The sequence below is a fragment of the Pseudomonas sp. NPDC090233 genome, assembly GCF_044772285.1.
GTDB lineage: Bacteria > Pseudomonadota > Gammaproteobacteria > Pseudomonadales > Pseudomonadaceae > Aquipseudomonas.
This window is the reverse complement of sequence record NZ_JBIVYQ010000003.1, coordinates 523,800-545,840: the sequence shown is the minus strand read 5'-3', so window position 1 is coordinate 545,840 and position 22,041 is coordinate 523,800. Positions and strand designations below refer to the sequence as shown.

The window sequence follows — 22,041 nt, the reverse complement described above, 5'->3', positions numbered from 1 at the left end:
GTGATAAAGGCGATGAATATCTCATCAAACCCCGCCTGAACGCGTTGTCCATCAGGCTTGTTGCTTTTTGTCGTAGTCTTTTGCGGGTCATTTGTGCCCATCATCTTCAAATGCGCGGCGTTACCCGCTAGTCTCGCAAGCATCCGTACCGCCGTAGTCTTCCAATCAGAACGAGCCGGTCATGACAGATTTGTCCCGTACGCATGGATTCGCCAGCCAGGCCATGGGCCTGCTGGACGGGCGTTTCTTCCGGCCGCCGCTGCCGGACGGTCACGTGCCGCGCGCGCGCCTGTGCCAGCGCCTGCAAGCCGGCCTCGGCGGGCGCCTGTTGCTGGTCAACGCTCCGGCAGGCTTTGGCAAAAGCTCTCTGGCCATCGAGTTCTGTGAGGCATTGCCCGGCCAGTGGCGCAGCCTCTGGCTTGGCCTGAGCCAACGCGACGCCGACCCTGGTCGTTTCCTCGAACGCTTGCTCGAAGGCCTGCAGCAGTACTGCCCAGCGCTGGGCGGCCAGGCCATGGGGCTGCTGAAAATGCGCCAGCGCCACCAGCCCTTCGCTTTCGAGGAATGGCTTGACGGTCTGCTCGACGAACTGGCGCTGTATTTACAGGCCGATACCCCTTTGCTGCTGGTACTGGATGACTATCACCTCGCCCAGGGGCCAGTACTCGACCGCTGCCTGCAGTTTTTCCTCAATCACTTGCCAGGCGGCCTGGTCCTGTTGGTTACCAGCCGTCAACGGCCCGACTGGCACCTGGCACGGCTGCGCCTCTCGCGCCAACTGATCGAAGTGAATGAGCAGGAATTGCGACTGACGCCGGACGAAGCCCTGGCAGTCATCGGTCGACAACCGACAGGCCTGCGCGGCCAGGCCCTGGACAACCTGATCCAGCGCAGCGACGGCTGGGTGGCCGGGCTGCGCTTCTGGCAGCTGGCTGCCAGCGAATCCGGCGATGAACATGCCCTGCCGCAAGCCCTGCATGGTGGCGAGGGGTTGATTCGCGATTACCTGCTTGAAGAAGTCATCGATATTCTGCCAATCGAGGTGCAGGCGTTTCTGTTCGACACTGCCTGTCAGGAGCGTTTCTGCGCGGCGTTGTGCGATGCGCTGCGCGAGCGCGAGGACAGCGCCGCCATCCTGCACTACCTGCAGGCTCATCAGGTGTTTCTGGTGCCGCTGGATGAGCACGGCCACTGGTACCGCTATCACCACCTGTTTTCCGACCTGCTGCGCAGCCGCCAATCCAGCGAACCGCAGGCGCGCCTGCACTTGCGCGCCTGCCGCTGGTTCCAGGCCCAGGGGCTGCTCGACGAGGCCGTGGAGCAAGCCTTGCGTGCCGGCCATCTGGACGTGGCCGCCAACCTGGTGCAGAGCTTGTCGGAGGAACAACTGCTGGCAGAGCAGAACGTCGGCATGCTGCTGCGCTGGAAAATGGACCTGCCCGACAGTCTGTTGATCAGCACGCCACGCTTGATCGTTCTCTACAGTTGGGCGCTGGGCTTGGCCTGCCAACTGGATGCCGCTGAAGAACTGGCAAGCTACCTAAGCCGCTTTCTGCCCGCCCCATCGGCAACCGCGCAAAAGTCGATGCTGGCACAGTGGCTGGCGCTGAGCGGAGTAATCGCCCGTGGTCGCGGGGATCGCGAACGCACCCTGGCCTATTGCGGCGAGGCGCTGCAGAGCTTGCCCAGCAAGCGTTACGGCCAGCGCCTGGTGTGCCTGTCGACGCTGTCCAACCTGGCCATCGCCGACGGTGACTTCTGGCGCGCCCGGGGCTGGAACCGTGAGGCACTGGAACTGGCCCAGCGGGTCGGCAACCCTCTGTTCGAAGCCCTGGCGCACTACGACCGCGCGCGGGTGTTGCATGCCCGTGGCGAGGCGCTGCGCGCGCTGGACGAAGTGCGCCAGGGGCTGCAGCGCCTGCAGGGGCTTTCTGCACAGCGGCTCTACGCAGTGCGTGCGCGGCTGACCCTGTACGAAGGCTATCTGCTGGTGACACGGCTGCAACCTGCGCAAGGGCGTGCGCGCTTGCGGGCAGGGCTGGGAGAAGCACGCGCCTGTCGCGATATTAGTGTGCTGATCGGCCACTGCGTTATCGCCGCCCTCGATGGTCGTGAGGGCCACTACGCCGAGGCCTTTGCGGAACTGGCCGAGGCTGAGCGGTTGATGCATATCTGGGATGTGCCGCCGATCTTTTACCTGGCGATGATCACCCTGGTGAAGTGCGAGTTGTGGCTGGCTCAAGGCCGTACCGACCTGGCTGAATCCTGGTTGTTGCGCCTGGGCCAGACCTACGGCGGTGATCAACCGGCTGCGGCGCCGGAATTTCACCCATTGCTGCCTCTGCATATTGCTTTGCAACAGGCTTTGCTCGAACGCATCCAGGGCCGCAGCGATGACGCCGTCGCACGCTTGCGTGGCCTGGTCGAGCGCGGGCAGGCCAGCGGCGGCATGATGCTTAGCTTGAGTGCACTGTGCCAGTGGATCGCCTTGTGCCTGGAGGAAGGGCGCGAGGTGCAGGCTGTCGAACTGCTGCCTATGGCTTTGACTGCAGCCCAGGGTGGGGTGATGCAACCCTTCCAGCGGCTGATCGAGGTGCATCCGCTGTGGTTGCGCGAGCACCTGCTCGTGCGGTCTGCCTGCAAGGTCCAGGTAGACCTGTTGACGCGCCTGCCCGAGCTGGCCGCGCCTGCCAACGGTACGGGTGAAGCCCTGAGTGGACGCGAGCTGGCGGTACTCGAGTTGATCGCCCAGGGCTGTTCCAACCAGCAGATCAGCGAGCGCCTGTTCATCTCCCTGCACACGGTCAAGACCCACGCCAGCCACATCAACAGCAAGCTGGGTGTGGAGCGGCGAACCCAGGCCGTGGCCAGGGCCAAATCGTTGGGTTTGTTGGCCTGATCACAACGCTGCAGTGTCTGTCCTCATCTTTCCCGACAAGTGGCCGATACAACGTTCGGCGATCTGCATCGCCCCAGGCCACCCTCCCATCATCCAGTACAGGTCGTGTTGATGCTGCAGTACGGGCAAAAGAGCTTTCTGATCGTCGATGACTTCACTGACTTTCGCACGTCGACGCGCTCCATGCTGCGCGAGCTGGGGGTGCGTGAGGTCGACACTGCCGATAGCGGTGAGCAGGCCCTGCGTATGTGCGGGCAGAAGCGCTATGACTACATTCTTCAGGACTTCCACCTCGGCGATGGCAAGAAGAACGGCCAGCAAGTGCTTGAGGACCTGATCCTCGACAAGCTGATCAGCCATGAGTGCGTGTTCATCATGGTCACCGCCGAGAGCAGCCAGGCCATCGTGCTCAGTGCCCTGGAGCACGAGCCTGATGCCTACCTGACCAAGCCGTTCAACCGGGTTGGCCTGGCTCAACGTCTCGACAAGCTGACGCAACGCAAGACCTTGCTCAAGCCGATCCTCCAGGCGCTGGACCGCGGTCGTCCGGCCGAAGTGCTGGCCGCCTGCGCCGAGCTGTGCAAGAAAGACCCGCGTTTCGCGCCCCTGTGCCTGCGCTACCGCGCCGATGCCCTGCGTGACCTCAACCGCTTCGACGAGCTGGAAAAATTCCTCAAGGGCATCCTCGCCAGCCGGCCGCAGCCGTGGGTGTATGCGGCGCTGGGCAGCCTGATGCACAAGCGCGGCCAGAACGCCCAGGCCCAGGGCGTCTACGAACAGGCGCTCAAGGCGTTCCCGATCATGCCTAGCCTGTATGACGGCATGGCCGAAGTGCTGGTGGCGCAAGGCGAGAGCAAGCGCGCGCAGAACATGCTTGAAGAGGCGGTGCGACTGTCGCCGCTGGCGGTACGCCGACAGGCCGCGCTAGGCAAGTTGGCACTGGACAACGAAGACTTCGAGAGCGCCTCCAAGGCCTTCCGCCACGCTGTGAATCAGGGCCAGAGCTCGCGCTACAAGGATGCCGAAAGCAACCTGGGGTTGGTGCAGGCATTGATGAACAAGAATGCCGGCTTCGGCCTGGATGCGCGAACGCGGGTCGAGATCAACACCGTGCTCAGCGAGGTGGCCAAGGACAATGTCGAGGACCAGGGGCTGCAAGTGCGCGCGCGGCTGATGAAAGCCGCCAGCCTGCAGCAGGCCGGCGACGCCGAGACCGCCGCCAAGCTCACCGAGCAGGCGATGCAGCGGCTGGACAAGATGGACCAGTTCTTCTCGGTCGAAGCCGCCCTGACCGTCGCCAAACAGCTGCAGTCGCTTGGCCAGGAAGCCGCCGGGGGCACCATCCTCAAGGGCTGCGTGGAAACCTACGGCGATGACCCCAAAGTCATGCAGAGCGTGGCCAAGTTGACTGATGACCCGGCGGTGCTCGGTGCCGTCACCGAAGCGGTCGACCTCAATCGCCAGGGCGTGCGCAGTTATCAGGCTGGGCAGCTCAACGAAGCGTTGCAGATGTTCCGCAAGGCCCTGTCGTTGCAACCCAAGAACATCAGCATCGCCCTCAATACGGCCCAGGCGCTCTTGCGTATCGGGGGCGAAGCCACGCCACCGGCGATCCTGCAGGAATGTCGCAACTGCCTGACCAGCGTGGCGGGCATACCAGCCAGCGACAGCCGTTACGACCGCTATCGCAAACTGCACATCAAGGTTTTCGGCGCATGAGCCAGGACAATCAGGGGCTGGATTTTTCCACGGTGATCGCCTCCACCGTGCACGACCTGAAGAACTCGCTTTCGGCGCTGATCCAATCCCACGACCAGTGGTTGGCGCGCCTGCCTGAAGAGCTTCGCAGCGGCCCCGAGCAAGGGGTGATCGAGCACGAATTCCGCCACCTCAACGGCATGCTCGTGCAGATGCTTGGGTTGTACAAACTGGGCGTCAACCAGTTGCCGGTGTGCCCGGACTACCACGAACTCGAAGACTTCATCGAAGCGCAGCTGGCGGCCCATCAGCCGGTGCTCGAACACAACGACATCCTCGCCACCTGGCGTATCGACAGCGAAAACCCCTTGGGTTTCTTCGACCGTGAACTGGTCGCTTCGGTGATCGCCAACGTGGTCACCAACGCTACCCGCTATGCCGGGCACGCGTTGTTGATCAGCATCGAGGAAGAAAACGAACAACTGGTGATCAGCGTCAACGATGACGGCCCCGGCTACCCGGCACGTATGCTCGAACGGCAGCAGGATTACGTGCAGGGCATTGATGCGCAGAGCGGCAGCACCGGGCTTGGGTTGTATTTCGCGGCGCGGATTGCGGCGCTGCATGAACGTGATGGGGTGCGGGGGCGGATCGAGATTGCCAATGGTGGAGCGCTGGGGGGTGGGTTGTTTAGGTTGTATTTGCCGTGATTGAGGTTACGTGCCCGCCATGGGTTATCCTGCGCCCATGAAATCGAGCGCCGCCCGCGCGGCGCATCGCGGATGAATCCGCTCCCACGTTTGTTTCCGGCCAGTAACGTCAGTGACCGACGCGCGCGACCGCCTTGTTTGTACGACTCGGTATCGCGGGGGCACCAAGGCGGCCGCGCGCAAATCCCACTGACATAATTGGCCAGAAACAAACGTAGGAGCGGATTCATCCGCGATGCGCCGCGCGGGCGGCGCTCGATCTGCGCGACACCATGAAACTAAAGACAAGCGCCCGACCCCACCACCCCACGCCCCGGTAGCCCTGATGCTTTCCAAAGCCCCCCTCATCCGCGAAACCTTCCCCGTAGGCCCCCTGCAGTGCAACTGCACCTTGATCGGCGACCCCGTCACCAGGAAAGCCATCGTCGTCGACCCAGGCGGTGACCCGGACAAAATCCTCGCCCGCCTGCAGGCCCACGGCCTGACGCTGGTGAGCATCATCCACACCCACGCGCACTTCGACCATTTCCTCGCTTCAGGCAAGCTCAAGGAACTCACTGGCGCCACCTTGCACCTGCACAAGGACGACCAGCCGCTGTGGGACAACCTGGAAATGCAATGCCAGATGTTCGGTGTACCCTACACGCCGGTACCGCCACCCGACCGCTGGTTGGGCGACGATGAAGAACTCGCCTGCGGCTGCGGCGTGGCCTTGCACACCCCTGGGCATACACCAGGCTCGATGAGCTTCTGGTTCGCCGAGGCCAAGCTGTTGGTGGCCGGTGACACGCTGTTCCGCCGCGGCATCGGCCGCACCGATTTGTGGGGCGGCGATCAGCGCGCTATCGTTCGCTCGATCAAGGAGCGGCTGTATCGCCTGGACGAGGACGCCATCGTGGTCACTGGCCACGGGCCGGAGACTCGCCTGGGTGACGAAATGCGCGAGAACCCGTTCGTGCGGGCGTGAATTCGCATTAAAAGCCTTTCATGGAATTTTTTTGCCGTCGGGCAATCCAAGGCTGGCACAGAACCATTCATGATTTGCCGCACACACGAATTTTTGTAGGAGCTTGTCCATGTTCACCATGCGTCGTCTGATTATCGTCGCAACCGCTGCAGCCCTGATGTCCGGCTGTGCTGGCCAGAACCCTTATGACAGCCAAGGCCAGGCGCAGGGCGGCTCGACCGGCATGAGCAAGACCGCCAAGTACGGTGGCCTGGGCGCGCTGGCCGGTGCCATCGCCGGTGCGGCTATCGACCACAACAACCGTGGCAAGGGCGCGCTGATCGGCGCCGCCGCAGTAGGTGCCGCCGCCGCCGGTTACGGTTACTACGCCGACAAGCAGGAAGCGGAACTGCGTGCGCAGATGGCCAACACTGGCGTCGAAGTGCAGCGCCAGGGCGACCAGATCAAGCTGATCATGCCGGGCAACATCACCTTCGCCACCGACTCGGCCAACATTGCGCCGAGCTTCTATTCGCCGCTGAACAACCTGGCCAACTCGTTCAAGCAGTTCAACCAGAACACCATTGAAGTGGTCGGCTTCACCGACAGCACTGGCAGCCGCCAGCACAACATGGACCTGTCGCAGCGCCGTGCCCAGGCAGTCAGCACCTACCTGAGCTCGCAAGGCGTTGATGCTTCGCGCGTTACCGTGCGCGGCATGGGCCCGGACCAACCGATTGCCAGCAACGCCGATGCCAATGGCCGTGCGCAGAACCGCCGTGTCGAGGTCAACCTGAAGCCGATCCCGGGTCAGCAGTATGACCAGCAGGGTCAGGTGCAGCAGTATCCGTAAGCGGTAGCTTGCGGCAATAAAAAGGGCAGGCCCATTCGGAGCCTGCCCTTTTTAGTTCAGCCGATGGTGCTGGCCTGAATGGCCGTCAGCGCGATGGTGTGCACGATGTCATCAACCTGCGCGCCGCGCGGCAGATCATTCACCGGCTTGCGCAGGCCTTGCAGCATCGGCCCTAGGCTGACTCCGTCAGTACTGCGCTGGACTGCCTTATGGGTGGTGTTGCCTGTATTCAGGTCGGGGAACACAAACACCGTCGCGCGGCCGGCCACCGGGCTGTTCGGGGCGATCTGGCGAGCAATCACCGGGTTGGCGGCGGCGTCGTACTGCAGTGGGCCATCGATCAGCAGGCTCTGTTCCGCGCTTTGTGCCAGGCGTGTGGCCTCACGTACCTTTTCCACCTCTTCGTCGCTCGCCGAATCGCTGGAATAGCTGATCATCGCCACCCGCGGCGCGATGCCGAAGGCTTGCGCCGATTCCGCGCTCTGCCGGGCGATTTCGGCCAGCTCGCTGGCGCTGGGGTGCGGGTTCATCACACAGTCGCCGTACACCAGCACCTGCTCGGGGAACAGCATGAAGAACACCGACGACACCAGGCTCGCGCCCGGTGCGGTCTTGATCAGCTGCAGGGCAGGGCGGATGGTGTTGGCAGTGGAGTGCACCAGGCCCGAGACCAGACCGTCGACCTCGTCCAGCGCCAGCATCATGGTGCCGATCACCACCGGGTCTTCCAGCTGTTGCTCGGCCATCGGCGCATTGAGGTTCTTGCTCTTGCGCAGGTCTACCATCGGCTCGACATAGCGCCCGCGAATCAGCTCGGGGTCGAGAATTTCCAGGTCCGCCGGCAGGGTGATGCCCTGGGCGCGGGCCACGGCTTCGACTTCTTCTGGCTTGGCTAGCAGCACACATCGGGCGATGCCACGTGCCTGGCAGATTGCTGCCGCCTGTACCAGCAGCGGCTCGGCGCCTTCCGGCAGGACGATGCGCTTGTTGGCCTGCTGCGCCCGCTGGATCAGCTGGTAACGGAACACCGCAGGTGACAGCCGCAGTTCGCGCGGCGTGCCGCACCGCTGGTGCAACCAGGCAGCGTCCAGGTGGCTGGCGACGAAGTCGGTGATGAATTCGGCTCGGTCACGGTCATCCACCGGGATTTCGCGGTTCAGCGAATTGAGCAGGTTGGCGGTGTCGTAGGAACCGGTGCTCACCGACAGGATTGGCAGGCCGGCCTGCAAGGCGCCCCGGCACAGGCCGAGGATGCGCGCATCGGGCTTGCTGTCGCTGGTCAGCAGCAACCCGGCCAGTGGCACGCCGTTGATCGCCGCCAGGCTCACCGCCAGGATGATGTCGTCGCGGTCGCCCGGCGTCACCACCAGGGTGCCGGGGGTGAGCAACGGAACGGTATTGGCCACGGTGCGGGCGCAGATGATGATCTTGTTCATCCGCCGTTGTTCGTAGTCGCCGGCATTGAGCACTTGGGCACCGAGCAGCTCGGCCACGTCGCGGGTGCGCGGGGCATTGAGTTCGGGCTGGTAGGGGATGCAGCCAAGCAGGCGGAAATCATTGCCGCGCAGCAATGGCGAATGTTCGCGCAGGCGAGTGGCGAAGTCGACCATGCTCTCGTCGGTACGCACCTTGTTGAGGATCACCCCGAGCACTTTCGGGTCGCGCGGGCCACCGAACAGCTGGGCCTGCAGCTCGACCCGTCCGGACAGCTCGCTGAGCACTTCGTTTTCCGGTGCGGAGACCAGGATCACCTCGGCGTCCAGGCTCTTGGCCAGGTGCAGGTTGACCCGCGCCGCATAACTGGCGTGGCGGGTCGGCACCATGCCTTCGACTACCACCACGTCATTACCGATGCAGGCTTGCTGGTACAGGCGAATGATTTCTTCGAGCAACTCATCCAGCTGGCCATCGCCGAGCATGCGCTCGACATGGGCCAGGCTCAGTGGCATCGGCGGCTTGATGCCGTGGGTGCGCGCGACCAGTTCGGTAGAGCGTTCCGGGCCAGTGTCACCGGGGTGCGGCTGAGCGATCGGTTTGAAGAAACCGACCTTGAGCCCGGCGCGTTCCAGGGTACGTACCAAGCCGAGACTGATCGAAGTCAGGCCGACCCCAAAGTCGGTCGGCGCAATGAAAAATGTCTGCATGCGTGCTTCTCGAAATAAAGCGTTGCAAGGAATCAACGGCCAAGGGTAGCGCTATCGGCCCCTTGAGCGCACCAGCCACAGGCGAAAGCCTGGCCGATACGCTGCGCACGCTGCTCGGGGTCGAGCACCCACGGGCGCGCCTGCCACGGCGGCTGATGGCGCAGGTGCTGGGTGTGGCCGCAGGACAGGTCGACTACCCAGTGGCCTTCGTCGTCCTGGTGAAAGCCCATGATCCGACTGATGGGGCGCCCCGCGCCGCCGCTGCGGTCGCAATCGGGCGATGCGTTGGTTACACTTGTCCGCTCTACATACTTTTGCAAAAGGTCTTGCCCCATGCTGATCGCCGCCAACAAGGCTGTCTCCATCGACTATACCCTGACCAACGACGCCGGGGAGACCATCGACAGCTCCGCCGGTGGCGCGCCGCTGGTCTACCTGCACGGTGCCCAGAACATCATCCCGGGCCTGGAAAAAGCCCTGGAAGGCAAACAGGCTGGTGACGAGCTGAAAGTCTCGATCGAGCCTGAAGATGCCTACGGTGAATACCTGGCCGAACTGGTCAGCACCCTGAACCGCAGCATGTTCGAAGGCGTCGACGAACTGGAAGTGGGCATGCAGTTCCACGCTTCCGCGCCGGACGGCCAGATGCAGATCGTCACCATCCGTGACCTCGACGGCGACGACGTGACCGTCGACGGCAACCACCCGCTGGCCGGCCAGCGTCTGACCTTCCAGGTCAAGGTTGTCGACGTGCGTGACGCCAGCGAAGAAGAAATCGCTCACCGTCACATCCATGGCGAAGGTGGCCACCACCACTGATTTTCTGCGCTAAGCTCAGAAAGTCGCCAGGCGCTCGGACAAGCCGACATGCCTCCAACGTGGAGGGTGGACGGCTTGGAGGAGCGCCTTTTTAGTGGGCGCAATTCGCCCCAGCGGCAACCGGGAACCTGAGAGGGGATTCATCATGAGTGCATTTCACGACCTGACGTTGAAGGCGCTGAACGGCCAGGACCTTCCTTTGGCACCGTTCAAGGGCCAAGTGGTGCTGGTGGTCAATGTCGCCTCCAAGTGTGGCCTGACACCTCAATACGCTTCGCTGGAGAGTCTGTATCAGCAGTTCAAGGGCAAGGGCTTCAAAGTGCTGGGCCTGCCCTGCAACCAGTTCGCCGGGCAAGAGCCTGGCAGCGAGAAGGAAATCCAGGAATTCTGCAGCCTCAATTATGGGGTGAGCTTCCCACTGGGCGCCAAGCTCGAGGTCAACGGGCCGCAGCGCCATTCGTTGTACCGCCTGCTGGCTGGTGAGGGCGCCGAGTTCCCCGGCGACATCAGCTGGAACTTCGAGAAGTTCCTGGTGGGCAAGGATGGCCGGGTATTGGCCCGCTTCGCCCCGCGCACCGCACCGGACGACCCGGCCGTGGTGCAGGCCATTGAGAAAGCGCTTGGCTGATTATCCAGGGGGTGCTTGCGCCCCCGGCGATAGCGCAGAATCACCCAGATCAATAATGCTGTGCCAACCCCGTAACGCCCCCTAACCTCAGGCGCATTTCCTCACCCAGACGGAAGCGCCCCATGTCCAGCCATCCCCTGTTCCAGCCTTTCACACTCGGCGCGCTCACGCTGCCGACCCGCGTTGTCATGGCGCCCATGACCCGGACCTTCTGCCCCGGCGGTGTGCCCCACAATGGCGTGGTCAAATACTACCGCCGCCGCGCTGCCGCGGGTGTCGGCCTGATCATTACCGAAGGCACCACGGTTGCGCACAAGGCCGCCAACGGTTATGCCAACGTGCCGCGCTTCTACGGTGCAGATGCGTTGGCCGGTTGGCAGCGCGTGGTCGAGGCTGTCCATGCCGAAGGCGGGCGTATCGTGCCGCAGTTGTGGCACGTCGGTGCGGTACGCCGCCTGGGCACCGAACCGGACGCCAGCGTGCCGGGCTTCGGGCCAAGCGAGAAGGTCAAGGATGGCCAGGTGCAGGTGCAGGGCATGACCCATGACGACATTCGTGAGGTGATCGCAGCGTTTGCCCAGGCAGCCCGCGATGCCAAGGCCATCGGCATGGACGGCGTTGAGATCCACGGCGCCCACGGCTACCTGATAGACCAGTTCTTCTGGGAGGCCAGCAACCGTCGCACTGATGAATACGGCGGTGACCTGGCGGGCCGCTCACGCTTCGCCATCGAGTTGATCCAAGCCGTGCGCGCCGCGGTGGGGCCGGACTTCCCGATCATCTTTCGTTTCTCGCAATGGAAGCAGCAGGACTACAGCGCACGTCTGGTCGAAACACCCGAAGCGCTGGCGGCCTTCCTCCAGCCATTGTCCGACGCCGGTGTGGATATTTTCCACTGCTCGACACGGCGTTTCTGGGAGCCGGAATTCGAAGGTTCCACGCTCAATCTCGCTGGCTGGACGCGCACCCTGACCGGCAAACCGACCATCACCGTGGGCAGCGTCGGCCTCGATGGCGAGTTCCTGCAATTTATGGTCGACACCGACAAAGTGGCCAAGCCAGCCAGCCTGGAAGGCTTGCTGCAGCGCCTGTGCGACGAGGAGTTCGACCTGGTGGCAGTGGGCCGGGCACTGCTGGTGGATGCCGAGTGGGCGCAGAAGGTTCGCGAAGGGCGCGAAGCGGACGTGCTGCCGTTCAGCCGCGAGGCGCTGTCGAGCCTGGCTTGATCGCCAGTGCGGCGGTTGCCGGCCCACTGCCAGCAGGCGCCGTGTGGCAAGCGCTGTAAAGGTGCGTCTCGAACTGCTCGACGATCGCCGGCCAGCCCTGGCGGCTGGCGTGCTGGCGAGCATTGAGGCGGACCCGGCGCAGGGTCTCGCTTTCTTCCAGCAGCCAGCAGGCAGCATCGATGAAAGCCGCCTGGTCACCGGGCATGGCCAAGGCACCGCTATGGCCGTGGCGGATATGCTGGCCAGCAGCGGCCTCGTCATAGGCCACCACCGCCAGCCCCGAGGCCATGGCTTCGAGCACCACATTGCCAAAGGTTTCGGTCAGGCTCGGGAACAGGAAAAGGTCGCCGCTGGCATAGTGTTCGGCCAGCGCTTCTCCACGTTGGGCGCCGCAGAACACGGCGTCCGGCAGTTGCTGTTCAAGGGATGCCCGTTGTGGTCCATCGCCGACGACGATCAAACGCAGGCGCTGCTGTGGATAACTCTTCTGCAGGGCTTGCAGGCACGGCCGTAACAGCCCCAGGTTCTTTTCCGCCGCCAGCCGCCCGACATGCAACACGGCGATGTCCTCCGGGCCAAGCCCCCAGGCATCGCGCAAAGCCTGGCTGCGCCGGGCCGGGTTGAACAGGCCTGCATCGACGCCACGGGCCATCAGTGCCAGGCGTTCGAAGCCGCGCCGCTCCAGCTCCAGGCGCTGACTGGCGCTGGGCACCAGGGTGGCGACGGTGCGCCGGTGGAACCAGCGCAGGTAATGGGTGAGCAACCGTGCCAGCAGGCCGAGGCCGTATTGGCCGGAATATTGCGGAAAATTGGTATGAAAGCCGCTGACCACCGAAACGCCCAAGCGCCGCGCAGCCCGCAACGCACTCAACCCCAGCGGGCCTTCGGTGGCAATGTACAACACATCCGGGCGCTGCCTGCGCCAGCGGCGCAGCAGCTTGTGCATCGAGATTTCGCCCCATTGCAGGCCGGGATATCCCGGCAACCCCCAGCCGCGGCACAGCAACACATTTGGGTCGTCAGCGGCAGGCACATCCCCCGCCTGCCGTGGCCGCACGATTTCCACCTGATGGCCGCGCTGGCGCAGGCCATCGCAGAGGCGGCCAAGGGTATTGGCCACGCCGTTGATTTCCGGTGGGAAGGTTTCGCTGACGAGGGTGATGCGTAGGGCAGGTGTATTCATGACAAAAAGTTTCCGCCTACCGCGTTGCGCTCATGTGACAGCCCTATGACGCTCAGATGACGCCTGATTTCTGGCAATTTCGGCTGTATGAATATTTCCTTTCAACGCCCTCAAGAAGCGAGTGGAGGCAGCCGATGAAGATGCATTCGATCAGGTGACGCGCTCCGGGAGCGGTGATGTTCAACAGCAAGCTCAAGAAAGAAATCCAGCAACTGCGCGAGGACCTGTTTTCCGTCGAGCAGGTCAAGAGCAGCCTGGACAGCGAAATGCTGGTGCTCCAGCTCGACCCCCAGGGGCGTATCGAGATGGTCAACGGCAACTTCGAGAAAGAGATGCTCTACCGCTCCGAGCAACTGATCGGGCGCCACATCGAAGACATCGTGCCGGCGCATGTGAAGAAGCTCGACTTCTACCAGCGCATGAAAAGCGCCCTCAGCCGCGGTGAGCATCTCAACGGTGCTTTCCGCCTGCTGCGTGGCAATGGTGAAGAAGCCTGGTTGCGTTCGATCCTGCAGCCAGTCAAGGGCAGCGACGGGCGTATCAAGCACTTCTCCATGCACTCCAGCGACCTTACCCGCACCATCGAGACCTCGCGCGAGCACGAAAGCCTGATCAAGGCGCTGATGCGCTCCACCGCCGTCATCGAATTCAACCTCGACGGCCAGGTGCTGACCGCCAACGATCGCTTCCTGCAGACCGTGGGTTACAGCCTGGAGCAGATACGTGGCAAACATCACCGCATATTCTGCGAGCCGGAGGAAGCCAGCTCGGCGGGCTATCAGGCGTTCTGGGAAAAGCTGCGGCGCGGTGAGTACGTAGCGGACCGCTTCAAGCGCGTCGATGCCCATGGGCGCACGGTCTGGCTGGAAGCGTCCTACAACCCGATCTTCGATGCCCATGATGTGCTGTACAAGGTGGTCAAGTTCGCCACGGTGATCACCGACCAGGTCAATCAGGAGCAAGCCGTGGCGCAGGCTGCGGACATCGCCTACACCACCTCGCTCGAAACCGACAGCAGCGCGCGCAAGGCTACCGATGTGGTGACTCAGACCGTCGAGGTGATGCGTGGCCTGGAGGGGTCGATGCAAGATGCCGCCGAAGGCATCCAGGCGCTGGACAAACAGTCGAAAGTGATTGGCGCGATCATCAAGACCATCAGCGATATTGCCGGCCAGACCAACCTGCTGGCGCTCAACGCTGCCATCGAGGCCGCTCGTGCCGGGGAGCAGGGGCGTGGTTTTGCCGTGGTCGCTGACGAAGTGCGACAGTTGGCTTCACGTACCAGCACCGCCACCGAAGAGATCGCCAAGGTCGTACAACAGAACGAGCAACTGGCCCAGGCGGCTGTGGACATCATCGATACCAGCAAGCGTCAGGCCGAACAGGGGTTGGCGTTGGCGGCGGATACCGGTGGGGTGATCGTTGAAATCCAAGAGGGGGCAAAGAAGGTGGTGGATGCGGTGGGGCAGTTTTCCAGCCAGCTGAGCCATTGAACACTTCCGTTGTGAAGCTATACAACGTATCCGGCACCGCAGCGCCGGATACCAGGCCCTTTATCAGGCAGTCAGTTGCACGTAAACATCACTGGCAATCGCGGCGAATTGTTCGATGCTGGCGTGTTTGCCATCAATCCGGTGCTCGTCAGCGAACGAATGCGCTACACCGAAGACGCCGCTTGTCTCACCCCTGATGACCGGATGCTGATTGTTTTGCACAGCTTCGACCAACAGGGTTACCAGCGAGGCGCTGTGTATCACCACCTGCTCTTTTGGGTCGTTGACGCTATTGATGAACAGCGCCGAGGCCGGAAGATCGATGCCTTGTGCCTGCAACGCTTCATCAAGCCGCCAGTTGGCCTTGTGCTTGAGAATCTCGAAGCCTTGCAGGTGCTCTGGAATGCCAGACAGGTCCAGATAGTCTTTATCATTGTTCATAGTGTCCATCTCCTGATTATCGGGCTGCAAAGGTGCGGCCCGTGACTCAGTAGATAACGGCGGGTAATGCGGCTAGCGGTATATATGTCTCGCTAGCGCTCCCGCACCCAGAACAACGTCGCCCCCGCCACCGCCGCGGGCATCATCAGCACGTTCACTACCGGCACCATCAGTGCCAGGTAGGTGATCCCGCCAAACCCCAGCGACTGCCAGCGCTTCTCGCGCAGCCAGGCGAGCATGTCCTGCCAGCTCATCTTGTTGTTGTCCGCCGGGTAGTCGATGTACTGGATGGCCATCATCCACACACCGAAGATCAGCCACAGCGGCGCGGCAATCACGTTCACTACCGGGATGAACGACAGAATGAACAGCGCGATGGCCCGTGGCAGGAAGTAGCCGAGCTTGCGCATCTCGCGGCCAAACGTGCGCGGCACCATGGCCACCAGCTCACCCCAGCTGAAGGCCGGGAAGTTGTCCTGGCCACGCACCACGACTTCGACCTTTTCGGCCAGAAAACCATTGAACGGCGCGGCGATGATGTTGGCCACCAGGGTGAAGGTGAAGAACACCATCAATACCAGCAAGGCGACGAACAGCGGCCAGAGTATATAGCTGAGAAAGCTCAGCCAGTCCGGCAGGGTAGGCATCAGGGCATCCAGCCACAAGCCGAATTCATGGCCGGCAAAGTAGATCATGCCGCCAAACAGCAGCAGGTTGATTGCCAGAGGCAGCAGCACGAACAACCGCAGGTTGGGGCTCAGCACCAGTTTCAGGCCTTCGCGCAGGTACTGGGGGCCAGAGAGGACAGGGGCTTGCATCGAGACACTCCGCAGAGAAGGGAAAACGGGCTGACCTTACCGGCTTTGCCGCGCCGACGAAAGGCGGGCAGGGCCTGGGAAACCGTCTGTAACAAAAGCCTGTGAGCCGTTTAAACAGGTGAAATTCACGTATAGAGGTTGCCTATGAGGTGGATTGTCGAAGGATATTTCCTTAATCTCTGCCACCTCGCTACAGTGCGCTCAACTTTCGGTTTCTGGGCCTGCGCGTAGTAGCCTTCCCCAAGTGCTGCGTGGGCCCTTTTTAATTTACCGATGCCGGCCCCTGCGGCCTGCTCGACAGGAGTACGACATGTCTGAAGTACGTCATTCGCGCGTCATCATTCTCGGTTCCGGCCCTGCCGGTTACAGCGCCGCGGTGTACGCCGCCCGTGCCAACCTCAAGCCGCTGCTGATCACCGGCATGCAGGCCGGCGGCCAGCTGACCACCACCACTGAAGTCGACAACTGGCCGGGCGACCCCCATGGCCTGACCGGCCCGGCGCTGATGCAGCGCATGCAGGAACACGCCGAGCGCTTCGAGACCGAGATCGTCTTCGACCACATCAACGCCGTCGACCTGGCCAACAAGCCTTACACCTTGCAGGGTGACAGTGGCACCTACACCTGCGACGCGCTGATCATCGCCACCGGCGCCAGCGCCCGTTACCTGGGTTTGCCGTCGGAAGAAGCGTTCATGGGCAAAGGCGTTTCGGCCTGTGCGACCTGCGACGGGTTCTTCTACCGCAACAAGCCGGTCGCCGTGGTCGGCGGCGGCAACACTGCCGTGGAAGAGGCGCTGTACCTGGCCAACATCGCCAGCAAAGTGACCCTGGTGCACCGCCGCGAAACCTTCCGCGCCGAGAAGATCCTGGTCGACAAGCTCAATGCCCGTGTCGCCGAAGGCAAGATCGAACTCAAGCTCAACGCCACCCTGGACGAAGTGCTGGGCGACAACATGGGCGTGACCGGTGCGCGCCTGAAGAACAACGACGGCAGCAGCGACGAAATCAAGGTCGACGGCGTGTTCATTGCCATTGGCCACACCCCGAACACCTCGTTGTTCGAAGGCCAGCTGACCTTGAAGGACGGCTACCTGGTGGTCAACGGCGGCCGTGAAGGCAACGCCACCGCCACCAACGTCGAAGGTGTCTTCGCCGCAGGCGACGTGGCCGACCACGTTTACCGCCAGGCCATTACCTCGGCTGGCGCGGGTTGCATGGCGGCGCTGGACGTCGAGCGTTACCTGGACGGCCTGGCTAACGCCTCGTTCTGATCAACGCGCAATAAAAAACCGGCCATCTGGCCGGTTTTTTATTGCCTGCGCTCAGCTCACAGGCTCAGGCGCATCGACAGGTCGACGGCCTTCACATCCTTGGTCATCGCGCCGATGGAGATGTAATCCACACCGGTCTCGGCAATCACCCGCAGGGTGGTCTCGTTAACCCCGCCGCTGGCCTCCAGCTTGGCCTTGCCAGCGGTGATGCGCACCGCTTCGCGCATCTCATCCAGGGTCAGCTCGTCGAGCATGATGATGTCGGCACCGGCGTTCAGCGCCTGGCGCAGCTCGTCCAGGCTTTCCACTTCGATTTCCACCGGCTTGCCTGGGGCGATGCGGTGCGCGGCCGCCACCGCTTCGGGCACGCCGCCGCTGGCGGCGATGTGGTTTTCCTTGATCAGGAAGGCATCGTACAGGCCGATGCGGTGGTTGTGGCAACCGCCGCAAGTCACCGCGTACTTTTGCGCCAGGCGCAGGCCGGGCAGGGTCTTGCGGGTGTCGAGCAACTGTACCTGGGTGCCTTCGACCAGGTCGGCAAGTTGACGTGCCCGGCTAGCCACGCCCGACAGCATCTGCAGGAAGTTAAGTGCGCTGCGCTCGCCGCTGAGCAGCGAGCGTGCCGGGCCTTCGAGGTGGAACAACACCTGGTTGGCGCTCGCGCGCTCGCCATCGGCGACCTGCCAGTGCACCGCCACGCGCGGATCAAGCTGGCGGAACACGGCATCGACCCAGGCGGTTCCGGCAATCACGCAATCTTCGCGGGTGATGATGGTGGCCTTTGCCAGGCGCTCGGCCGGGATCAACTGGGCGGTGATGTCGCCACTGCCGATGTCCTCCAGCAGCGCGCGGCGCACATTGGCTTCGATCTCGGCGGTCAGGTCGGCAAGGCGTAGGTTCGGCATGGTCGGCTCCACAAGCTAGATGCCGCCGATTATAGGGCAGGGGGCCTGGGTGTACAGCCGTCTTGCAGCGCACCTTTGGTCAGGCCGACTGAGCATTTTGCAAAAAATACAGTCATTTACCGACACGTGAAGAGGTGCTGGCAGGCATCGGCATTTTTACCGATAATGGCGCCCAGTATTTGGCGTCATAGCTTTGACGATTATTCGCCCTATCGAATCAGACACCCAGCAAGGAGTTCGGGATGCATAAAGAAGGCAAGGTGGTGCCCCTGGCGGCTGCCACCGATCGAGGAGCGCGCACGCCCTTGCCTTGCCTCCCGGTACTACTGCTGCAAGTGCGCGACAAGGCCGCCCTGCAATTGCGCCAGGGCCTGCAGGCATTGTTCGACAATGCCGACGATACCCTCTTCGAAATGGCCGACAAGGCCGCCGACCGTTTCGACCAGCACCTGTACTTTGAAGCGATGCGCGACTTGCGCCTCAAGCGCAAGAGCATCGAGCGCGGCTTTCTCGACATCTTCTACGATACCTTCGCCCGCATCGGCCAAGTCGACCCGCTGGGCTTCATGGCGGCCAACGAACCTTCGCGCAACAAGGCGCAAATGGAGCGTGCTGCGAGCGTCGAGGGCATGGTCGCGCGCGTGCTGTCGCGCGACGGGCTTGCCCTCGATCAACTAAGCCTGCGTTTGCAGACCTTGCTTGAGTGCACCCTGGCCCCCCAGCACAACCCGCTCGGGCCTGCCGCGCTGAGCGGCTATTTCCTTCAAGCAGGGCGTAACCTGGGCGTGGGCCTGCGGGTCAAGCTGATTCTGCTGAAGCTGTTCGAACGGTACGTGCTGCGCGACATCGACGTCCTGTATGGTGAGGCCAACCAACTGCTGGCCGCCGCTGGTGTGCTGGCAGAGCTGCCGCCGGCACCGCGGCGGCGCGCCGAAGACCGGCGCAATGATTCGCGGCGGATTTCGGCCACGCTTGAGCCTGATGACATCGGCGCAGACAGTGTCGGCCAAGCGTTCTTTGCTTCTATACAAGGGCTACTGGCCCCGGCACGTGGGCGGATTGCCCCCCGCCTGCACGCGGTTGCCACGGCGCAGCCGATCGGGACAGCCGACCTGCTGCGCTTGCTTTCGCATTTGCAGCACTACGTACCGGCAGCCCAGGAAGAGGACGATTTCGACCTCGGTCAGCAGCTTGAACAGTTGCTGCTGCGGGTCAGTGTGCGCAGCGGCACGCGCCGACGTATCGCCACGGCCGACGAGGACATGATCAATCTCGTCGGCCTGCTGTTCGACCATATCCATGCCGACGACAACCTTCCGCACAGCCTGCGCACGCTGATCGTGCGCTTGCACATCCCGTTGCTCAAGGTAGCGCTGCTTGACAAAGGGCTGTTCAGCCGCGCCAGCCATCCGGCGCGGCGCCTGCTCAACGAGATCGGCGCCGCCGCGATCGGCTGGGAAACCGGCAGCGAGGGCTTGCGCGACAGCCTGCACTTGCGCGTGGAACGCATCATTCAGCGGCTGCTCAACGACTTCACTGAGGATGCCAGCCTGTTCGCCGAGCTGCTGGAAGACTTCCTGGCTTTCAGTCAGGACGAGCGTCGGCGCAACGAACTGCTCGAACAACGCACCCGCGATGCCGAAGAAGGGCGGGTGCGTGCCCTGCAGGCCCGCCAGCAGGTACAGCAGGCGCTCAACCAGCGTTTGCGCGGGCGCGTGCTGCCACAGGTGGTGGTGCAGATGCTGGTGCAGTCCTGGAGCCAGGTGCTGTTGCTGGCCTGGCTCAAGCAGGGCGAAGGCTCGCCTGCCTGGCGCAACGCGCTGGCCACCATGGACACCTTGCTTGCCAGCATTCTCCCGCAACGTGATCCGCAAGCGCTGTTGCAGCACGTGCCCGGCCTGTTGAAGGCGCTGCGCGAGGGGCTGGCCAGCGTGGCATTGGACTCGACGGCGACCCGTGACTTCTTCCAGCAACTTGAACTACTGCACTTGCGCGCTTGCGCAGGCGCCGAGGGGCCTGCTGAGGTGGCCGAAGTGCTGGTGGCCGAGGACATCGTGCTGGCCATCGCCGAAGAGTCCGCCTGCGCCCCCCTGCGTCAGCCCGACGAGCACGCCGCGCAGCTGCGAGCGGTGCAACGCCTGCGCATTGGTGCCTGGGTCGAAGTGCTCGACGATGATGAGCCGCTGCGCTGCAAGCTGGTGGCACGCGTCGACAGCAGCGACCGCCTGGTTTTTGCCAACCGTACCGGGCTCAAGGTGCGTGAGTGGACCGCACAAGGCCTGGCCCAGGCCCTGCGCCTCGGCGAGGTGCGGTTGCTGGATGACGGGCTGCTGTTCGAACGGGCACTGGAAAGCGTGCTCGACGGTTTGCGCCAGCAGCAGGTGCATTGACACACCTTCAAATGATTCACCTGCACAGCGCAGCATGGGCAAGGCATACTGCGCTTCTGTACCCGGCGCTTTTCAGGATCTGCCCCATGCAATTGGACCGTGCCACCGGCTGGTTCTGCGGAATCACCCACTGCCCTTCGCCGAACTTCAACGCGCGTCCCGAGGGCGAATCGATCTCCCTGCTGGTGATCCACAACATCAGTCTGCCGCCGGCCTGCTTCGGCAGCGGCAAGGTTCAGCAGTTCTTTCAGAACCGTCTGGACCCTGACGAGCATCCCTACTTCGCCAGCATCAGCCACCTGACCGTGTCGGCGCACCTGTTCGTCGAGCGCGACGGCGCGGTGACTCAGTTCGTGTCGTTGCTCGACCGCGCCTGGCATGCCGGCGTGTCGAGCTTCGAGGGGCGCGAGGGCTGCAATGACTTCTCCATCGGTATTGAATTGGAAGGCACAGACGACCTCCCCTATACCGATGAGCAGTACGCCGCGCTGGAGCAGCTGACGCGGCACATCCAGGCCGCCTGGCCGACCATCGACCAAGGCCGCATTCAGGGCCATAGCGACATTGCCCCGGTACGCAAGACTGACCCCGGTCCGGCATTCGATTGGGCGCGTTATCGCGCCGCCGTGCAGGCTAGCGAGGATAAGGCATGAGCTTTCTGGTGTTGATACTGGCGCTGTGGGTCGAGAAGTTCTCTGCCCTGCGCCATCAGGTGCAACGCGATGGTTTCTTCCTGGGGGAGCTGGTGCGCCTGGAGCGCAGCGGCAAGGTGCACCCCTGCTGGAGCCTGGCCATTCTGGTGCTGGCACCCGTGGCGGTGCTGGTCTTGCTCCTGCATGTGCTCGACCCGGTGGCCTATGGCTTGCTGGCCCTGCCGGTGCACCTGCTGGTGCTGATCTACAGCCTCGGCCGCGGCGACGCCAAGGCAGCCCTCGGGCCGTTTCGCGATGCCTGGCGGCGGGGCGACGACCAGGCCGCGCTGCATGTGGCTGAGCGTGACCTGGGCTTGGTGGCCGACGAACCTCACGGCTTGCTGGTGCGGGTTCAGGGTTACCTGCTATGGCAGGCGTACCAGAGCTTCTTCGCCGTGATCTTCTGGTACTTCGTGCTCGGCCCCGGCGCGGCGTTGGCCTATCGACTGCTGGCGCTGACGGCCGATAACAGCCAGCAACCTGCGCTCAAGGCGCGTGCCGAGCAGTTGCGGCACATCATGGATTGGCTGCCGGTTCGGGTACTGGCGCTGAGCTTTGCCCTGGTCGGCAATTTCGTCGCAGTGACCCGGGTGATGCTGCACGAGTTGCTCAACTGGCACATCAGTGCCGGGCACCTGGTGGCTCGGGTCGGGCGTATTGCCGACGACATACCGGAGGAAGAGGACGCCCAACGCGGACTTGGGCGTATGGACAGCTTGTGGGAGTTGCTGCTGCGCAGTGCGGTACTGTGGTATGCCGGATTCGCGTTGTGGACGGTTTTGCTCTAGGCCAAAGCCTTGATGCTCGGTGGTGCTGCGTTGAAAACAGCCTCGGAATGCTTATTTACAACCCGTAAAGTCGAGCGCGACCCTGGCCTTTCCTCGGCTGTTTTCGCTTTGCCTGACTGTCCTCTCAAGGCTTTT

Annotated in this window: 19 protein-coding genes; 13 read left to right on the top strand and 6 right to left on the bottom strand. The window is 63.1% G+C overall.

Annotated elements, in window-relative coordinates; all coding sequences use genetic code 11:
* The first annotated feature begins 181 nt into the window (after positions 1 to 181).
* From ACIQUF_RS10575 to ACIQUF_RS10555, 5 genes are all read left to right on the top strand, one after another.
* Positions 182 to 2,899 (top strand): LuxR C-terminal-related transcriptional regulator, encoded by a 2,718-nt coding sequence (locus tag ACIQUF_RS10575; protein ID WP_403131197.1) that lies wholly within the window; start codon positions 182 to 184, stop codon positions 2,897 to 2,899.
* 111 nt (positions 2,900 to 3,010) lie between these two features.
* A complete protein-coding gene (locus ACIQUF_RS10570; RefSeq protein WP_403131195.1) occupies positions 3,011 to 4,618 on the top strand; it encodes a response regulator in 1,608 nt (535 codons plus the stop codon).
* Positions 4,615 to 5,307 carry a sensor histidine kinase gene (locus ACIQUF_RS10565; protein ID WP_403131193.1) on the top strand — a complete coding sequence of 231 codons (693 nt, stop codon included), beginning with the start codon at positions 4,615 to 4,617 and terminating at the stop codon, positions 5,305 to 5,307. The genes ACIQUF_RS10570 and ACIQUF_RS10565 overlap by 4 nt, the downstream gene beginning before the upstream one ends.
* A 325-nt stretch (positions 5,308 to 5,632) precedes the next feature.
* Complete coding sequence (locus ACIQUF_RS10560; RefSeq protein WP_403131192.1) at positions 5,633 to 6,274, top strand: MBL fold metallo-hydrolase; 642 nt, start codon at positions 5,633 to 5,635, stop codon at positions 6,272 to 6,274.
* A gap of 109 nt (positions 6,275 to 6,383) precedes the next feature.
* Positions 6,384 to 7,106, top strand: coding sequence for an OmpA family protein (locus tag ACIQUF_RS10555; RefSeq protein ID WP_403131191.1), 723 nt, complete (start codon positions 6,384 to 6,386; stop codon positions 7,104 to 7,106).
* A 56-nt stretch (positions 7,107 to 7,162) separates the two neighbouring features.
* Here ACIQUF_RS10555 and pta read toward each other — a convergent pair whose 3' ends face one another.
* Both pta and ACIQUF_RS10545 read right to left on the bottom strand, forming a co-directional pair.
* Positions 7,163 to 9,250, bottom strand: coding sequence for a phosphate acetyltransferase (gene pta / locus ACIQUF_RS10550; protein WP_403131190.1), 2,088 nt, complete (start codon positions 9,248 to 9,250; stop codon positions 7,163 to 7,165).
* A gap of 32 nt (positions 9,251 to 9,282) precedes the next feature.
* Entirely contained in the window at positions 9,283 to 9,585 is a 303-nt protein-coding gene (locus tag ACIQUF_RS10545) for a DUF3565 domain-containing protein (protein ID WP_403131188.1), read from the bottom strand.
* On the opposite strand from ACIQUF_RS10545, the gene ACIQUF_RS10540 reads away from it, so the two are divergent.
* The 3 genes from ACIQUF_RS10540 (at position 9,584) to ACIQUF_RS10530 (ending at position 11,923) form a co-directional block, all read left to right on the top strand.
* Entirely contained in the window at positions 9,584 to 10,069 is a 486-nt protein-coding gene (locus tag ACIQUF_RS10540) for a peptidylprolyl isomerase (protein ID WP_403131186.1), read from the top strand. The genes ACIQUF_RS10545 and ACIQUF_RS10540 overlap by 2 nt on opposite strands.
* Positions 10,070 to 10,214: 145 nt before the next feature.
* The gene (locus ACIQUF_RS10535) at positions 10,215 to 10,697 is read left to right on the top strand and encodes a glutathione peroxidase (protein ID WP_403131185.1); all 483 of its coding nucleotides are present in this window, start codon (positions 10,215 to 10,217) and stop codon (positions 10,695 to 10,697) included.
* A 122-nt stretch (positions 10,698 to 10,819) separates the two neighbouring features.
* Positions 10,820 to 11,923 (top strand): NADH:flavin oxidoreductase, encoded by a 1,104-nt coding sequence (locus ACIQUF_RS10530; protein WP_403131184.1) that lies wholly within the window; start codon positions 10,820 to 10,822, stop codon positions 11,921 to 11,923.
* Here the strand turns inward: ACIQUF_RS10530 and ACIQUF_RS10525 are convergent.
* Positions 11,892 to 13,106 (bottom strand): glycosyltransferase family 4 protein, encoded by a 1,215-nt coding sequence (locus ACIQUF_RS10525; RefSeq protein WP_403131182.1) that lies wholly within the window; start codon positions 13,104 to 13,106, stop codon positions 11,892 to 11,894. The genes ACIQUF_RS10530 and ACIQUF_RS10525 overlap by 32 nt on opposite strands.
* A gap of 176 nt (positions 13,107 to 13,282) precedes the next feature.
* Between ACIQUF_RS10525 and ACIQUF_RS10520 the strand changes: the two genes are divergently transcribed.
* Positions 13,283 to 14,599 (top strand): methyl-accepting chemotaxis protein, encoded by a 1,317-nt coding sequence (locus tag ACIQUF_RS10520; protein ID WP_403131181.1) that lies wholly within the window; start codon positions 13,283 to 13,285, stop codon positions 14,597 to 14,599.
* 63 nt (positions 14,600 to 14,662) lie between these two features.
* Here ACIQUF_RS10520 and ACIQUF_RS10515 read toward each other — a convergent pair whose 3' ends face one another.
* Both ACIQUF_RS10515 and cysZ read right to left on the bottom strand, forming a co-directional pair.
* The gene (locus ACIQUF_RS10515; RefSeq protein WP_403131179.1) at positions 14,663 to 15,040 is read right to left on the bottom strand and encodes a hypothetical protein; all 378 of its coding nucleotides are present in this window, start codon (positions 15,038 to 15,040) and stop codon (positions 14,663 to 14,665) included.
* 92 nt (positions 15,041 to 15,132) lie between these two features.
* Positions 15,133 to 15,858: a sulfate transporter CysZ gene (gene cysZ, locus ACIQUF_RS10510; protein WP_403131177.1), complete on the bottom strand. Its 726-nt coding sequence runs from the start codon at positions 15,856 to 15,858 to the stop codon at positions 15,133 to 15,135.
* A gap of 310 nt (positions 15,859 to 16,168) precedes the next feature.
* Here cysZ and trxB point away from each other — a divergent pair, with 310 nt between their 5' ends.
* Complete coding sequence (gene trxB, locus ACIQUF_RS10505) at positions 16,169 to 17,131, top strand: thioredoxin-disulfide reductase (protein ID WP_264361786.1); 963 nt, start codon at positions 16,169 to 16,171, stop codon at positions 17,129 to 17,131.
* A gap of 56 nt (positions 17,132 to 17,187) precedes the next feature.
* Here the strand turns inward: trxB and nadC are convergent, their stop codons facing one another.
* Positions 17,188 to 18,036, bottom strand: coding sequence for a carboxylating nicotinate-nucleotide diphosphorylase (nadC, locus tag ACIQUF_RS10500; RefSeq protein WP_403131175.1), 849 nt, complete (start codon positions 18,034 to 18,036; stop codon positions 17,188 to 17,190).
* 242 nt (positions 18,037 to 18,278) lie between these two features.
* Here nadC and ACIQUF_RS10495 point away from each other — a divergent pair, with 242 nt between their 5' ends.
* The 3 genes from ACIQUF_RS10495 (at position 18,279) to ampE (ending at position 21,906) form a co-directional block, all read left to right on the top strand.
* The gene (locus ACIQUF_RS10495) at positions 18,279 to 20,426 is read left to right on the top strand and encodes a DUF1631 domain-containing protein (RefSeq protein WP_403131172.1); all 2,148 of its coding nucleotides are present in this window, start codon (positions 18,279 to 18,281) and stop codon (positions 20,424 to 20,426) included.
* Positions 20,427 to 20,512: 86 nt separating this feature from the next.
* Positions 20,513 to 21,079 (top strand): 1,6-anhydro-N-acetylmuramyl-L-alanine amidase AmpD, encoded by a 567-nt coding sequence (ampD, locus tag ACIQUF_RS10490; protein WP_403131170.1) that lies wholly within the window; start codon positions 20,513 to 20,515, stop codon positions 21,077 to 21,079.
* A complete protein-coding gene (ampE, locus tag ACIQUF_RS10485) occupies positions 21,076 to 21,906 on the top strand; it encodes a regulatory signaling modulator protein AmpE (protein ID WP_403131168.1) in 831 nt (276 codons plus the stop codon). The genes ampD and ampE overlap by 4 nt, the downstream gene beginning before the upstream one ends.
* Positions 21,907 to 22,041: the final 135 nt, after the last annotated feature.